13 protein-coding genes and 1 other RNA gene are annotated in these 13,956 nt (G+C 65.5%); 10 read left to right on the top strand and 4 right to left on the bottom strand.

Annotated features, from left to right (window positions below; genetic code table 11):
- Positions 1-102 precede the first annotated feature (102 nt).
- The 3 genes from A37E_RS0107640 to A37E_RS0107650 all read right to left on the bottom strand — a co-directional run bounded on the left by A37E_RS0107640 (position 103) and on the right by A37E_RS0107650 (position 4,976).
- Positions 103-3,612, bottom strand: coding sequence for a PAS domain-containing hybrid sensor histidine kinase/response regulator (locus A37E_RS0107640; RefSeq protein ID WP_029556060.1), 3,510 nt, complete (start codon positions 3,610-3,612; stop codon positions 103-105).
- A 106-nt stretch (positions 3,613-3,718) separates the two neighbouring features.
- On the bottom strand, positions 3,719-4,420 hold the full coding sequence (locus A37E_RS0107645; RefSeq protein ID WP_029556061.1) for an esterase: 702 nt from the start codon (positions 4,418-4,420) through the stop codon (positions 3,719-3,721).
- Between the two features lie 70 nt (positions 4,421-4,490).
- The gene (locus A37E_RS0107650; protein ID WP_081837497.1) at positions 4,491-4,976 is read right to left on the bottom strand and encodes a MarR family transcriptional regulator; all 486 of its coding nucleotides are present in this window, start codon (positions 4,974-4,976) and stop codon (positions 4,491-4,493) included.
- A gap of 135 nt (positions 4,977-5,111) precedes the next feature.
- Here A37E_RS0107650 and A37E_RS0107655 point away from each other — a divergent pair, with 135 nt between their 5' ends.
- Positions 5,112-5,540, top strand: a complete 429-nt coding sequence (locus tag A37E_RS0107655) for an organic hydroperoxide resistance protein (protein ID WP_029556063.1) — start codon at positions 5,112-5,114, stop codon at positions 5,538-5,540.
- A 138-nt stretch (positions 5,541-5,678) separates the two neighbouring features.
- Here the strand turns inward: A37E_RS0107655 and ffs are convergent.
- Positions 5,679-5,777: signal recognition particle sRNA small type (ffs, locus tag A37E_RS26370), an RNA gene on the bottom strand.
- 54 nt (positions 5,778-5,831) lie between these two features.
- Between ffs and A37E_RS26835 the strand changes: the two genes are divergently transcribed.
- From A37E_RS26835 to A37E_RS0107695, 9 genes are all read left to right on the top strand, one after another.
- On the top strand, positions 5,832-6,428 hold the full coding sequence (locus tag A37E_RS26835; protein WP_156026263.1) for a hypothetical protein: 597 nt from the start codon (positions 5,832-5,834) through the stop codon (positions 6,426-6,428).
- Between the two features lie 7 nt (positions 6,429-6,435).
- Positions 6,436-7,434 carry a Kiwa anti-phage protein KwaB-like domain-containing protein gene (locus tag A37E_RS26375; protein ID WP_081837498.1) on the top strand — a complete coding sequence of 333 codons (999 nt, stop codon included), beginning with the start codon at positions 6,436-6,438 and terminating at the stop codon, positions 7,432-7,434.
- Positions 7,435-7,626: 192 nt separating this feature from the next.
- Positions 7,627-8,733, top strand: coding sequence for a hydrogenase small subunit (locus A37E_RS0107665; protein ID WP_029556064.1), 1,107 nt, complete (start codon positions 7,627-7,629; stop codon positions 8,731-8,733).
- Complete coding sequence (locus A37E_RS0107670) at positions 8,730-10,544, top strand: nickel-dependent hydrogenase large subunit (protein ID WP_029556065.1); 1,815 nt, start codon at positions 8,730-8,732, stop codon at positions 10,542-10,544. Before A37E_RS0107665 ends, A37E_RS0107670 begins: the two co-directional genes overlap by 4 nt.
- 12 nt (positions 10,545-10,556) lie before the next feature.
- Positions 10,557-11,309: a Ni/Fe-hydrogenase, b-type cytochrome subunit gene (gene cybH, locus A37E_RS0107675; protein ID WP_029556066.1), complete on the top strand. Its 753-nt coding sequence runs from the start codon at positions 10,557-10,559 to the stop codon at positions 11,307-11,309.
- A 416-nt stretch (positions 11,310-11,725) separates the two neighbouring features.
- Positions 11,726-12,352, top strand: a complete 627-nt coding sequence (locus A37E_RS0107680; protein WP_029556067.1) for a HyaD/HybD family hydrogenase maturation endopeptidase — start codon at positions 11,726-11,728, stop codon at positions 12,350-12,352.
- A 2-nt stretch (positions 12,353-12,354) separates the two neighbouring features.
- Positions 12,355-12,687, top strand: coding sequence for a HypC/HybG/HupF family hydrogenase formation chaperone (locus A37E_RS0107685; protein ID WP_029556068.1), 333 nt, complete (start codon positions 12,355-12,357; stop codon positions 12,685-12,687).
- Positions 12,687-13,091, top strand: a complete 405-nt coding sequence (locus A37E_RS0107690) for a hydrogenase (RefSeq protein WP_029556069.1) — start codon at positions 12,687-12,689, stop codon at positions 13,089-13,091. The genes A37E_RS0107685 and A37E_RS0107690 overlap by 1 nt, the downstream gene beginning before the upstream one ends.
- Positions 13,092-13,104: 13 nt before the next feature.
- Positions 13,105-13,956 carry a hydrogenase expression/formation protein gene (locus tag A37E_RS0107695; protein ID WP_029556070.1) on the top strand — a complete coding sequence of 284 codons (852 nt, stop codon included), beginning with the start codon at positions 13,105-13,107 and terminating at the stop codon, positions 13,954-13,956.

Below are 13,956 nucleotides of genomic sequence, written 5' to 3' on the forward strand. Positions count from 1 at the left end.
GCTGAAGGCGGCGTTTATTGGGCGTTCATGGGGATGAACGAGGGCTTAATCGCGAAGCGCGAGCGCCGTGGCGCAAAGGGCACGCTGGAAGCCGGCGAAAGACTATTCGGCGGCGGCGCGGGCGATGCGCCAGTGGGCGAGGATCGCCCGGAGCGCCGCGGGCTTCAGCGGCTTGTTGAGGATCTCCATGTCCGCCGCGCGGGCCGCGTCGCGCACCTTCTTGGAGCGGTCGGCGGTGATGAGAACGGCGGGTATTTTCCCCAGTTTCCACCTCAGCGACATGATCGCCTCGATGCCGTGGCCGCCGTCGAGATGGTAGTCCACGAGGGCCACGTCGGGCTTCTTGCGACGGTGGCGCACCGCCTCGATGGCCCCCTGCGCGTCGGCGGCGGTGATGACGTCGCACCCCCATCCGCTGAGCAGCATCTGCATGCCCTCGAGGATGGTCGGCTCGTTGTCGATGGCGAGGATGGTCAGGCCGTCGAGCTGCGCGCCGCGTCGGGCGGGGCTGGGCGCTGCCTCGCGCTCCTCCGGCATGGAGACGGCCACCGGCAGCTCCACCGTGAAGGCCGAGCCCTTGCCGGGGGTAGAGCGGATCGCCACCGGATGTTCCAGCACGCGGGCGATACGCTCGACGATGGACAGGCCGAGGCCGAGGCCGCGCGCGGCCTTCGCCCCCTGATCGAGGCGCTGGAACTCCTGGAACACCAGCTTGTGCTTGGCGCGCGGAATGCCGACGCCGGTGTCGTAGACCTCCACCCGCAGCTTGCCCCCCACCCGCCGGCAGCCGACGAGGATGCGGCCGCGCTGGGTGTATTTCACCGCGTTGGAGACGAGGTTCTGCAGCAGGCGGCGCAGCAGCCGACGGTCGGAGCGCACGGCCAGCGTGCAGGGCAGGAAGGTGAGTTCGAGGTTCTTCTCCCGCGCCAGCGGGGCGAATTCCGTCTCCAGCGGCTTCAGCACGTCGGCGATGCGGAAGGCGGAGAATTCCGGACGCATGACGCCGCTGTCGAGGCGGGAGATGTCGAGCAGCGCGCCGAGGATCTCCTCCACCGATTCCAGCGAGGCGTCGATGTTGCCGGCAAGCCGCTCCTCCTCCGATCCCTTGGCCCGCTCCACCATGCTGGTGGCGTAGAGGCGGGCGGCGTTGAGCGGCTGGAGGATGTCGTGGCTGGCGGCGGCGAGGAAGCGAGTCTTTGAGAGGTTCGCCTCATCCGCCTCGGCCTTGGCCAGCTCCAGCGCACCGTTGAGGCGCTCCAGCTCCTCGGTGCGCTCGCGCACGCGCCGCTCCAGCGTTTCGTTAGCGCGCTCCAGGGCGAGCGCGGCCTCCACGCTCGCGGTGATGTCGGTGAAAGTCACGGCGATGCCGCCGTCCGGCATGGGGTCGGAGCGGGCCTCGATCACCGCGCCGCGCTGGTGCAGGCGCTCGGAAAAATCCGGGTCGGGGCTCACATAGCGCGTGACGCGGCGGGCGATGTCGACGCTGTCTTCATCGGCCGGTGCGGCGGCGAGGATGTCGGTCAGCGGCACGCCCACCGCATAGCACTCGCCGGGCAGGTCCAGCATCTGGCCGAACTGGCGATTCCAGCACACGAGGCGCAGGTCGCGGTCGAACACGGCGATGCCTTGCCGCACATGGTCGATGGCGCTCTGCAGCAGCTCGCGATTGTACTGGATGGCGGCGGAGGCATCGTCCAGCAGCTTCAGGGCCGCCTTGGTGGAGACCGCCCGTTTGCGCAGCAGCAGCGAGAGCACGAGGCGGGAGGAGGCCGCGCCCACCGCCGAGGCGAGCAGATGCTCGGCGTGGCGCACCATGCCCGCATCCGCCTCGCGGTGGGTGTCGAGCGCGAAGCCGTGCTGGCGGGCGTAGCTGTCGAAGGCGGCACGGGCGCGCTCGGCGCCGAGATAGCGCTCCACCGTCGCCATCAGCTCGCCGAGGGAGACCGAGGAGCGCCAGCGCAGGAAGGCTGGTCGCGCCGGCGGCCGGTCGCCCGTCCCCGCGAACAGGCGCGCCTGCGTGCGCTCGATCTGCGAAGGCCGGGTCAGGAAGGAGACGATGACCAGCGCCAGCGTGTTCAGCCCGAGGCTCCAGGCGACGCCATGGGCGAGCGGCCCCGCGGTGAGGCCGAGCAGCGCCGTGGGGCGCAGCAGGGAGATGCCGAACGGGCCGTTCTGCAGCACGCCGGCGGAGATCAGCCCCGCCTCGGCGAGGCTCGGCAGCATCAGCGTATAGGCCCAGGTGATCCCGCCCACCACGATGCCCGCGATGGCCCCGGCGGCGGTGGCGCGCTGCCAGAGCAGCCCGGCGGCGAAGGCCGGCCCCACCTGCGCGATGGCGGCGAAGGAGAGCAGGCCGATCTGCGCCAGCTGCACCTCGCCGGTGGTGCGGTAATAAAGATAGGCGAGCAGGACGATGGCGAAGATGGAGATGCGCCGTACCATCAGCAGCAGGCCGGTCATGTCCTCGCGCGGCTCGCCCTCTGGCAGGTCCGCCGATCTGGCGGCGCGCCGGCGCAGCAGCAGCGGCATCACCAGGTCGTTGGAGACCATGATGGCGATGGCCACGCACTCCACGATGACCATGGCGGTGGCCGCCGAGAGGCCGCCGACGAAGGCGAGGAGGGCAAGGCTGTCGAAGCCGGCGGCGAGCGGCACGGCGAGCACATAGACATCGCTGTCCACCAGATTGAGCGGAAACAGCGTCATACCCGCCAGCGCCAGCGGCACCACGAACAGGTTGATGAGCACGAGATAGAGCGGGAACAGCCAGCGGGCGCGGCGGATCTCGCTCTCGCCCTTGTTCTCCACCACGGCCACATGGAACTGCCGCGGCATCAGCATGAAGGCGCCGCCGGACAGAATGGTCATGGTGAGCCAGTTCTCCAGCGACAGCCCGCGCTCGAACGGCGCCACCGCGTTCGCCTCCCGCGCCGCGTAGAACAGGGAGAATGGCCCGTCGAAGATGACGAAGGTGACGAGCAGGCCGACCCCCAGGAAGGCCGCGAGCTTCACCAGCGATTCCGTGGCTATGGCCAGCATCAGCCCGTTCTGGTGCTCGGTGGCGTCGGTGTGGCGGGTGCCGAACAGGATGGCGAACGCCGCCATGGCGCAGGCGACGAACAGCGCGAGGTCGCCCACCAGCGTGCCGCGCCCGTGCTCCCCTGCGAAATGACCGAGCAGCGCCACCAGGGAGGCGGAGACCGCCTTCAGCTGCAGCGAGATGTAGGGGATGGCAGCGATGATGGCGACGATGGCCACCAGCGCCGCGATGCCCTGGTTCTTGCCGTAGCGGGCGGCGATGAAGTCGGCGATGGAGGTGATGTTGTTGGCCTTGGCCAGCCGCACCACGCGCAGGAAGAGGGGCGCGCCCACCGTCATCAGGATGATGGGGCCGAGATAGATGGTGAGGAAGTCGAAGCCCTGGGTGGTGGCGAGGCCCACCGAGCCGAAGAACGTCCAGGAGGTGCAGTAGACCGCCAGCGACAGGGAATAGATCATCGGCCGCGGCGTGCGGCCCGCGCCGGGGCGCAGCCGGTCGCCATAGCTCGCGATGGCGAACAGCAGGCCGATATAGGCCAGAGCCACGAAGATGACGACCGAAGCCTGAAGCATGTCCCCCGTCCGGCCTCCCCACACCGGAAACCGCCCGTTCTTGATCTGTTTAGGGGAACCTCATCACTTCGTAGGGGGCTTGTCCAGCGGCTGGATCAAAGCCGGCTCACGGGGTGGCGCCAGCGGGTACAGGTGCGAGGAAGAAGGCGACGGCGAGGCCCACCACCGGCGGCTGCCAGGCGTGGGGGCCGTTATATTCCATATAGGTCACGTCGTAGCCTGCTTCCTTGAGCAGGGCCGCATGCGTCCGGCCGGAGCGCTCCACCGGGATCTGCTCGTCATTCACCCCGTGGGAGATGAAGACGCGGGGCGCCCCGCTCTGGCGCTGGACCGACATGAAGCCCGCCGAGGAGACGATGAGGTGGGTGACGAAATGGCCGTTGGTGAGGCCCAGCGAGAGGGTGTAGCTGCCGCCGTCCGAATGGCCGGCGAAGCAGATGCGCGTGCGGTCGATCTCGAAATGCCGGGCGACCAATGCAAGCGCCGTTTCCAGCCGCTCGCGGTCCGGCCCGTTGCCGGCGATCACGATGTCCCAGGTGGGGAAGACGGACTGCGGCACCAGCAGCAGGAAGCCGTGGGTGAGGGCGTGCTGCTCCATCATGGGCAGGATCTTCTGCGCGCTGCCGCCGCCGCCGTGGAACAGCACCATCAGCGGCACCGGGACGCCCGGCTCCAGCCCCTGCGGCACTACCAGGAGGGCGTCGCGCTCCGCTGACAGGCCGAGGTTGTGATGGCCGGGGGCGAGGGGCGGCAGGTCCGGCGCGGTGGGGGCGAAGGTGATGTGGCCGGCGAGATGGGGATCGAGCATGGCGGCCTCCCGGATGTTCTGGTGTTTTCGCATCCGGTGTACCGTATACAAACGCGAAAATGAAGCCGCCTCAGGCCTTTGCGGCCTTCTCCAGCGTCTCGCGCAGCGCCGTGACCTCGCGCTGGAGGCGGACCACGTCGGCGAGGTTCAGGCCGGTGGCGGCGAGGATGCAGGCGGGGATGTGGCGGGCCTTCTCCTGCAACGCCTTGCCCTGGGGGGTGAGCTTCACCCGCACCACCCGCTCGTCGGCTCCGTCGCGGCGGCGGGAGACGTGGCCGAGGGCTTCAAGGCGCTTCAGCAAAGGCGTGAGGGTGCTGGATTCCAGCCCCAGCGCGGTGCCGAGGCTGCCGACGGTGCGGTCGTCCTCGGTCCACAGGCTCACCAGCGCGAGGTATTGCGGATAGGTGAGGCCGAGGGCGTCCAGCAGGGGCTTGTAGACCCGGTTGAAGGCGTGGTTCGCGGCATAAAAGGCGAAACACACCATGTTTTCCACCGGGATCAGGCCCGGTTCAGGTGCTGTCAGCTCGGGTGTCAGTTCAGGTGTCAGTTCGGACATGGCGGGCCTCGGGCCTCCTCCTCAAATAAATCGCGCACGATAGAATCGCAACCGCTTGACGGCCGCCATCGGCTCGGCTATTTAGATCGCGCACGATTTAATCGTTCACAAGTTAATAACCCGCAGGAGAGCCCCATGCCCGTCAACGTCCTCTACTCCACCTCCGCCCGCGCCACCGGTGGCCGCGATGGCCGCTCCGGCACGCTGGACGGCAATCTCGAAGTGAAGCTCGTCACCCCGAAGGAGCTGGGCGGACCCGGCGGCGAGGGTGTGAACCCCGAGCAGCTGTTCGCCACCGGCTATGCGGCCTGCTTCCTCGGCGCCATGAAGTTCGTGGCCTCGCAGGGCGGCACCGCCAAGGTGCCGGCGGATGCGACCGTCACCGCCACCGTGGGCATCGGCCCGCGCTCGGAAGGCGGCTTCGGCCTGGAGATCGCGCTGGCGGTGGCCCTGCCCGGCGTGGACCGCGCGGAGGGCGAGGCACTCATCGCCAAGGCGCACGAGGTGTGCCCCTATTCCAACGCCACCCGCAACAATATCGACGTGAAGCTCAGCCTCGTCTGATCCCCCTGCCCTGCTGCCGCGAGCCGCCGCCGCTCTCCCACCGGAGGGCGGCGGTATTTTTGTGCCTGCGGAAGCAGAAACGCGCACGGGCGCGACGGCCGGGGAGGCCGCGCGCCAGTCGATGCTTTCGATGCATGGGGTGGGAGGCTGGACGAAGACCCGAGACCGGGCTCGTTGGGGCTGCTTCCTTCCGGACCTGACCCGGTTGGCGAGTGGCTCGTCCACCGCCAACCTCCCACGCGCTATATGGCAGGGGGAGGGGTGGGATGCAAGGGGGGATTTCATATTGCAATGGCAGCAAAATACAACTATGTTCGCTCTTTGTTCCTGGGGCGAAAAATGACAGCTTGGTACAGAGCCTGCTTTCTGTTTTCCTCCTTTGGCCCTCTATACGTGCTTGTGTCGGCGGGTTTTGCGACCCAGTACGACTGGAGCAAATGGGCTCTGTGCGATCCCAAATTTATCGCCGCTGCTGTTGCCGCGCTTCTCTCAGTGCTATCGTTTGCGGCGTTCCTTTTATTGGTAGGTGGATTTAAATCGAATTCGCCATCTCGATTTACGATCTCCGACCCTGAACCATTAGATCAAAATGTTTTAAATTATATGATTTCATACATACCTCCGCTTATGATTGATGATTATCTCGATTTAAATAAAGTTATTCCAGTTTCGATATTTTATATCATAATTTTTATTATTATGTTCAGAACAGATACGATGTATGTGAATCCATATTTCTTGATTTTCAGAATCAAAATTTTCAAGGTCACTCTACCTTCGGGGCGATCGGTTGTCGTGGTGACCGACAGGCAAGAAATTTTAAACGGCGAAAACCTAACCCTTTACGCGATAGAGTCGTCCAAGCTATACTACTCGCCTCGCAATTGAGGTTCTCATGCCACTAGTTGATGATGCCTTTTCTGCATTGGCTGACATTCATGCCGCGTTCGAGGGGGATGCGCCTATCGGGTGTCATGTTTTTGTTTTTTCGCCAAAGACGAGAGAGCGGCGGGAGGAATGGCATCGAATTGTCATGGCGCACGAAGTGGCTGACCGCCTAATCGCGTCGGCAAGAGATTCTTTGTTCTCCCTTGAGGCGCGGGCTGCGGATGATCAGGCGCTTGCTGAATTTGATTTTGATGCAATGACAGATGGCAGTATTGGTGTTTTGAAAACAGAGGATGCGCCGGCAATCAGCGACTGGCTAAGTGCAGTTCCGCCTGACGATTGGTCAGTTCGTTTTAATGGCGACGAGAAGATACTTGAACGAGTTCGATTCTATGCGACCAGAATTAATTTTTCGGATGGGCGCATTTTAACATTATTTCGTGGATCGAGAGGTCTGAATGTAATATTACGCGAAAAAGGCGCTATTTCAGCCGTATTTAGCCGGGAGCAAAATGAGATGGTCGAAGTTGACGGCGCTGTTGTCAGCTTTGACGGTCTTTTCGATTTTTTTAGCTGGGACAATACAATTTTTATATCGAATTTTAGAACTTTCGAATCGGTAACAAATATTCGAGACGTCACTATGCGCAAAGCCGCATTTGCTATGGACGCGCTTGCGGAGAGATTTGGCCTCGGTGCAAATTCAGAAATGTTAAAAGAAGAAGTTTGCAAACGAACATTGCTGGCAAAACGTTTGGCCGCCGCGCATCGCAATGGCGTTATTGATGATATTGATCCCAATAATCTAGTTGAACGCGCCGAAGAAAAGGGGCTCAGGATACGCTGCCGTATCGAAAACGGAAATGCGCATTTTGAAATCGATCATAACAATAAGGGTGAAGTCGAAGATTTTGTTGATCTGCTTACCGACCTATTTCTCCGATCTCCAGTCACTGGACGAGAGTGGGAGGCTGTGGTGAAGCGTCCGCCCCGGCCTCGTAGTTAACACCCGGCAGCCCCCTTTCCACCTCCCCCCTCAAACCGCTCACCCCCCATCCACCCCCTCCGCCCCACCACCGCCCCCAACCCTCTGAAATCCCTCGCATTCCCCTTCTGGCACACCCCTTGCTGAAACGGTTCCAATCCCCCGGCCTCGACGCCGGCGGGGAGGACAAGTCAGCCAAGGGGGGACGCCTTTATGGCCCTCGAGACGTTCTATGAGGTCATGCGGCGGCAGGGCATCACCCGCCGTTCGTTCCTGAAATACTGCTCGCTCACGGCGGCGGCCCTCGGCCTCGGGCCGGAGTTCGCGCCGCAGATCGCCATGGCCATGGAGACCAAGCCGCGCACCCCGGTGCTGTGGCTGCATGGGCTGGAGTGCACCTGCTGCTCGGAGAGCTTCATCCGCTCGGCGCATCCTCTGGTGAAGGATGTGGTGCTGTCGATGATCTCGCTCGACTATGACGACACCCTCATGGCCTCCGCCGGCCATCAGGCGGAAGCGATCCTCGACGAGGTGATGACCAAGTACAAGGGCAACTACATCCTCGCGGTGGAGGGCAACCCGCCGCTGAACGAGGATGGCATGTATTGCATCATCGGCGGCAAGCCCTTCGTGGACCAGCTGAAGAAGGTGGCGAAGGACGCCAAGGCCATCATCTCCTGGGGCTCCTGCGCCTCCTATGGCTGCGTGCAGGCCGCGCGCCCCAACCCCACCCGCGCCACGCCGGTGCACGAGGTGATCTTCGACAAGCCCATCATCAAGGTTCCGGGCTGCCCGCCCATCGCCGAGGTGATGACCGGCGTCATCACCTACATGCTCACCTTCGACCAGCTCCCGGCGCTGGACCGCCAGGGCCGGCCGCTGATGTTCTATTCCCAGCGCATCCACGACAAATGCTATCGCCGGCCGCATTTCGACGCCGGCCAGTATGTGGAGAGCTTCGACGACGAGGGCGCGCGCAAGGGCTATTGCCTCTACAAGGTGGGCTGCAAGGGCCCGACCACCTACAACGCCTGCTCCACCGTGCGCTGGAACGACGGCGTCTCCTTCCCCATCCAGGCCGGCCACGGCTGCATCGGCTGCTCGGAAGACGGCTTCTGGGACAAGGGCTCGTGGTACGCCCGCCTCGCCGATCTCAAGAACTCCGGCTTCGGCATTGAGGCCAATGCCGACCAGGTGGGCCTCGTCGCCGCCGGCGCGGTGGGCGCGGGCGTCGCGGTCCATGCGGCGGTCAGCGCGCTGAAGCGCGCCCAGCACAAGAATACCGACGGCGCGACCAAGACCGAGGGAGGCGAGAAGTGACCATCCAGACGCCGAACGGCTTTTCCCTCGACACTTCAGGCAAGCGCATCGTTGTCGATCCGGTCACCCGCATCGAAGGCCACATGCGCTGCGAAGTGAATGTGGATTCCAACAACATCATCCGCAACGCGGTCTCCACCGGCACCATGTGGCGCGGGCTGGAAGTGATCCTCAAGGGCCGCGACCCGCGCGACGCCTGGGCCTTCGTGGAGCGCATCTGCGGCGTGTGCACCGGCTGCCACGCGCTCACCTCGGTGCGCGCGGTGGAGGATGCGCTCCAGATCAAGATCCCCAACAACGCCTTCCTGATCCGCGAGATCATGGCCAAGGTGCTGCAGTGGCACGACCACGTGGTCCACTTCTACCACCTGCACGCGCTGGACTGGGTGAACCCGGTGAATGCGCTCAAGGCGGACCCGAAGGCGACTTCGGTGCTCCAGCAGTCCATCTCGGCGCACTCCAAGTCCTCGCCCGGCTATTTCCGCGACGTGCAGAACCGGCTGAAGAAGTTCGTGGAGAGTGGACAGCTCGGCATCTTCAAGAACGGCTATTGGGACAACCCGGCCTATCTGCTGCCGCCGGAAGCCGACCTGCTGGCGGTGACGCACTATCTGGAAGCGCTCGACTTCCAGAAGGAGATCGTGAAGGTCCACACCATCTTCGGCGGCAAGAACCCGCATCCGAACTATCTGGTGGGCGGCGTGCCCTGCGCCATCAACATGAACGGCGACATGGCCGCCGGCGCCCCGCTCAACATGGAGCGGCTGAACTTCGTGAAGCTGAAGCTTCAGGAGGCCTTCGAGTTCTCGCAGAACGTCTATGTGCCTGACGTGATCGCCATCGCGTCCTTCTATAAAGGCTGGCTCTATGGCGGCGGCCTCTCCGGCCAGAACGTCATGGACTATGGCGATTACGAAGCCATCCAGGGCCAGAAGAAGACCGACCGCCTGCCCGGCGGCGTCATCCTCAACGGCAACTGGAACGAGGTGCACCCCATCGACCCGCGCGACCCCGCGCAGGTGCAGGAATTCGTGGCGCACTCCTGGTACACCTACGGCGAGGGCAACAACGACAAGGGCCTGCACCCGTGGGACGGCGTGACCGACCCGCAGTACAAGCTCGGCCCCGCCGCCAAGGGCACCCGCACCGACATCCAGGAAATCGACGAGAACGCCAAGTATTCCTGGATCAAGGCGCCGCGCTGGAAGGGCAATGCGGTGGAGGTGGGCCCGCTGGCCCGCTACATCCTCGCCTATGCCCAGGGCGTCGATTACGTGAAGGGGCAGGTGGACGAGGCGCTCGGCACGTTCAACACGCTCGCCGGCACCAACCTCACCGCCAAGCAGGCGCTGCCGACCACCATCGGCCGCACCCTCGCCCGGGCGCTGGAGGCGCATTACTGCGCCAAGATGATGCTGGACGATTTCGACCACCTCATCGCCAACATCAAGGCCGGCGACACCTCCACCGCCAACATGGAGAAGTGGGACCCCGCCACCTGGCCGAAGGAGGCCAAGGGCGTCGGCACCGTCGCGGCGCCGCGCGGCGGCCTCGGCCACTGGATCAAGATCAAGGACGGGCGGATCGAGAACTACCAGTGCGTGGTGCCCACCACCTGGAACGGCGGGCCGCGCGATCCCAAGGGCAACATCGGCGCGTTCGAGGCCTCCCTCATGAACACGCCCATGCAGCGCCCCGAGGAGCCGGTGGAGATCCTGCGCACCCTCCACTCCTTCGACCCGTGCCTCGCCTGCTCCACCCACGTCATGTCCGACGACGGGGCGGAGCTGGCGCGCGTCACCGTGCGCTGAGGGGAGGTGGCCATGACGGATACCTCTCTCTCCGGCGCCGCCCCTCCGGCGGCGCCCACGACCCCGGTCGCGCAGGCGATCGCCGGTGGAAAGAAGCTGACCACCGTCTATGTCTACGAGGCGCCGGTGCGCCTGTGGCACTGGGTGAACGCGCTGTCCATCCTGGTGCTGTGCGTCACCGGCTATCTCATCGGCTCGCCCTTCCCCACCCTCTCGGGCGAGCCGAGTTCCCATTACCTGATGGGCACCATCCGCTTCGTGCACTTCTCGGCGGGCTACATCCTCGCCGTGGGGTTCCTGGGGCGCATCATCTGGGCCTTCTTCGGCAACAAGTATTCGCGGGAGCTGTTCACCTTCCCCTTCTGGCGGAAGAGCTTCTGGAAGGGCTTCTTCACCGAGGTCCAGTGGTATGCCTTCCTGAAGCCGCGCCCGCTGAAGTTCGTGGGGCACAATCCGCTGGCGCAGGTGTTCCTGTTCTTCGTGATGGTGCTGGGCCTCGCCTTCATGATCCTCACCGGCTTCGCCCTCTATTCCGAGGGCACGGGGCTCGGCTCGTGGCAGGCGAATCTGTTCGGCTGGGTCATCCCGCTGCTGGGTGGCTCCATGCAGGTGCACACGCTGCATCACCTCGGCATGTGGGTGATCATCGTGTTCATCATCATCCACGTCTATTCGGTGATCCGCGAGGACATCATGTCCCGCCAGTCCATGGTCTCCGCCATCACCAACGGCCACCGCACCTTCCGGGACGACGATCCGGACTGAGCGGCAGCCTCTGCGGGGGCAGAGGGCGGGAGTGGACGACAGAGGGCGCGGCTTCGGCTGCGCCCTTTTTCGTGGGCCGGGGGGCCGGCGCGGGACGGCCGCAGCACATGGTGCGGCGCATTCCACTTCGCGCTGCACCTGCTAACGATCGTCGCAGGTGGGCACGCGCCCGGACCGGCGAAAACCGATCCCGGATGGCGGAATATGGAAATCAGAATTCCATTTTCGAGCCAGATCGATCACACTCCTTTCAATATCGGTCGGCAACCCCGCCCCTCCCTCTCTGCCCACTGTTGATCCGAATCAACCGGTTGGCCGGCTTCCAGCCGGGTTGGCACGGTCCTTGATTTAGACGAACTCGAAATCAGACGGCGGCAGACCGTCGTGGGAGGCCATCGCAGGGAGGGCGGCGTCGCATGGACGGCGAACGGATTTGCGCGCGCATTCTGGTGCTCGGCATCGGCAACATCTTGTGGGCCGACGAAGGCTTCGGCGTCCGGGTTCTGGAAACCCTGGACCGCGCCTACACCTTCCCAGAGCCGGTGACGCTGCTCGATGGCGGCACGCAGGGCCTCTATCTCCTGCCCTATCTCGAAGAAGCCGAAGGCGTCGTCATTGTGGACGCGGTGGACTTCGGCTCCCCGCCGGGCACGGTCCATATTCGGGCAGACGCGGATGTACCCGCCGTGCTCGCCGCCCGCAAGGTGAGCCTGCACCAGACCGGCTTCCAGGAAATCCTAGGCCTGCTCGCTCTGCGCGGCCACACGCCGGGCCGCATCGTGCTGGTGGGCGTGCAGCCGGAGGTGCTGGACGATTACGGCGGCGGCCTCACCGCCACCGTCGCCGCGCAGATCGAGCCCGCCGCGCGCAAGGTGCTCGCCATCCTCAAGGACGAGTTCGGCATCGTGCCGGAGCCCCGCGCCGGAGAAGGCTCGCTCGTCACCGCCGCCGTCGCCCGCGCCCCCTACGAGACCGAGCGCCCCAGCGCCGAGGACGCCTGCCGCATCGGCGATGCCCGCGTGCTCGTGCGAGGAGACATCTAGCCATGTGCCTCGGCCTGCCCATGCGCATCGAACGCCTCGAAGGCCCCTACGCGCTCTGCGCGGCCGACGGGCGGCAGGAGCGGGTCGATCTCTCCCTCGTGCCCGAGGCCGGCGTGGGCGATCACATCCTCGTCTTCCAGGGCGCCGCCCGCCGCCGGCTCGATGCGGAGGAGGCCCGCCTCATCACCGAAGCCCTCTCCGGCGTCGCTGCCATCATGGCCGGGGAGGCCGACACCGCCCTTATCGACCGCGCCTTCGCCGATCTCGTGGACCGCGAGCCGGTCCTGCCGCCCCATCTCGCCGCGGCCTATGCCGCCGGCCGAAAGGAAGCCTGATGCCCCCGGTCGCCGCCCCCGATCTCCACCCCCTCGTCCGCCGCCTCAGCGAGGCCGGCGCCTGGCCCTCCGTCGAGACGCTGGAGGATGCCGCCCATCTCGATGCGCGCGACCATCTCCTGTTCCTGCCTTCCCACGGCAAGGCGCATCTGGAGAGCCCTGATATCGCCGTGGTGCTGCCCGAACTGGTGAAGGCGCTGGGCGGACCCGAGGCCATCGGCATCGCCATCGCCGGCCCCAAGGCGGAGACCGCCCTGCGCGACACCCTGAGCCTCGCGCTCCCGGCCATCGTGGTGCTGCGCGCCGGCCAGCCGGTGGGCGCCATCGCCCGCATGCGCGACTGGGACGAATATCTCGACAAGCTCCGCGTGCTGCTCGCCGCCCCCTCCGCCGCCACCCACTGAAGGCTGCCCCCAAATGTCTTCGTCCCCCTTCGCCACACAGCCCCCCGTCGGCTTCGGCCCCGGCAGCCAGTCCACCGAGGACGAGGGCCTCGCCTATCTCCAGATGCCCTCCGGCATGCGCACCTTCGAGGCGCACCTCATCGAGGTGGAGGACAAGGACCGCTACGCCCCCGCCTTCACCGTGCTGGAAGAGGTGATCGCCGCGCTGGAAAGCTGGCAGCCGGGCGAGAGCCGCATCATCGACCTCGCCCATCTCGACGCCGCCAACCTCGCTCTGGTGGACGAGGCCATGGGCGAGGGAGAGGTGGCGGTGAAGGTGGAAGGACGGGGCGACGTGCGCCCCATGGAGATCCAGGAAGCGACCTTCGCCGGCGTGTGGCGCCTGCGCGGCGCGGCGGGCAGCGACCGCATCGAGATCGGCGCCTTCCCGCGCGGTGCCGTGGTTCGCGCGTTCGGTGGCGGTGCAGGCATCGACCTGTCCGGCCTCGACGTGCCAACCCCCGGCATCTTCAACGCCCCGGCCCTGCTGGTGGAGATCGACGACCGCGCCCGCAACCGCCAGCCCGGCGACGGCGCCCACGTCATCAACCTCTCCCTCCTGCCACACACGCCGGAAGACCTCGCCATGCTGGACGCGCGCCTCGGCCCCGGCGCGACCACCGTGCTTTCGCGCGGCTACGGCAATTGCCGCATCGACGCGACGGGCACGCGGCACGTCTGGCGGGTACGCTTCTACAATTCGCAGGACATGCTCATCCTCGACACCATCGAGGTGAGCGAGGTGCCGGAAGTCGCCTGCGCCGCCCGCGAGGACATCGCCGATTCCGCCGAGCGCCTCGTCGAGGTGCTGGCGGCCATGAGATGA

The sequence above is a fragment of the Xanthobacter sp. 91 genome (genome assembly GCF_000702385.1).
Taxonomy (GTDB): domain Bacteria; phylum Pseudomonadota; class Alphaproteobacteria; order Rhizobiales; family Xanthobacteraceae; genus Xanthobacter; species Xanthobacter aminoxidans.

Excerpts from the sequence above, each read along its gene's own strand:
- A37E_RS0107640 (WP_029556060.1), bottom strand. The coding sequence starts at position 3,612 with ATGCTTCAGGCTTCGGTCGTCATCTTCGTGGCTCTGGCCTATATCGGC.
- A37E_RS0107645 (WP_029556061.1), bottom strand. The coding sequence starts at position 4,420 with ATGCTCGATCCCCATCTCGCCGGCCACATCACCTTCGCCCCCACCGCG.
- A37E_RS0107650 (WP_081837497.1), bottom strand. The coding sequence starts at position 4,976 with ATGTCCGAACTGACACCTGAACTGACACCCGAGCTGACAGCACCTGAA.
- A37E_RS0107655 (WP_029556063.1), top strand. The coding sequence starts at position 5,112 with ATGCCCGTCAACGTCCTCTACTCCACCTCCGCCCGCGCCACCGGTGGC.
- A37E_RS26835 (WP_156026263.1), top strand. The coding sequence starts at position 5,832 with ATGGCAGCAAAATACAACTATGTTCGCTCTTTGTTCCTGGGGCGAAAA.
- A37E_RS26375 (WP_081837498.1), top strand. The coding sequence starts at position 6,436 with ATGCCACTAGTTGATGATGCCTTTTCTGCATTGGCTGACATTCATGCC.
- A37E_RS0107665 (WP_029556064.1), top strand. The coding sequence starts at position 7,627 with ATGGCCCTCGAGACGTTCTATGAGGTCATGCGGCGGCAGGGCATCACC.
- cybH (WP_029556066.1), top strand. The coding sequence starts at position 10,557 with ATGACGGATACCTCTCTCTCCGGCGCCGCCCCTCCGGCGGCGCCCACG.
- A37E_RS0107680 (WP_029556067.1), top strand. The coding sequence starts at position 11,726 with ATGGACGGCGAACGGATTTGCGCGCGCATTCTGGTGCTCGGCATCGGC.
- A37E_RS0107685 (WP_029556068.1), top strand. The coding sequence starts at position 12,355 with ATGTGCCTCGGCCTGCCCATGCGCATCGAACGCCTCGAAGGCCCCTAC.
- A37E_RS0107690 (WP_029556069.1), top strand. The coding sequence starts at position 12,687 with ATGCCCCCGGTCGCCGCCCCCGATCTCCACCCCCTCGTCCGCCGCCTC.
- A37E_RS0107695 (WP_029556070.1), top strand. The coding sequence starts at position 13,105 with ATGTCTTCGTCCCCCTTCGCCACACAGCCCCCCGTCGGCTTCGGCCCC.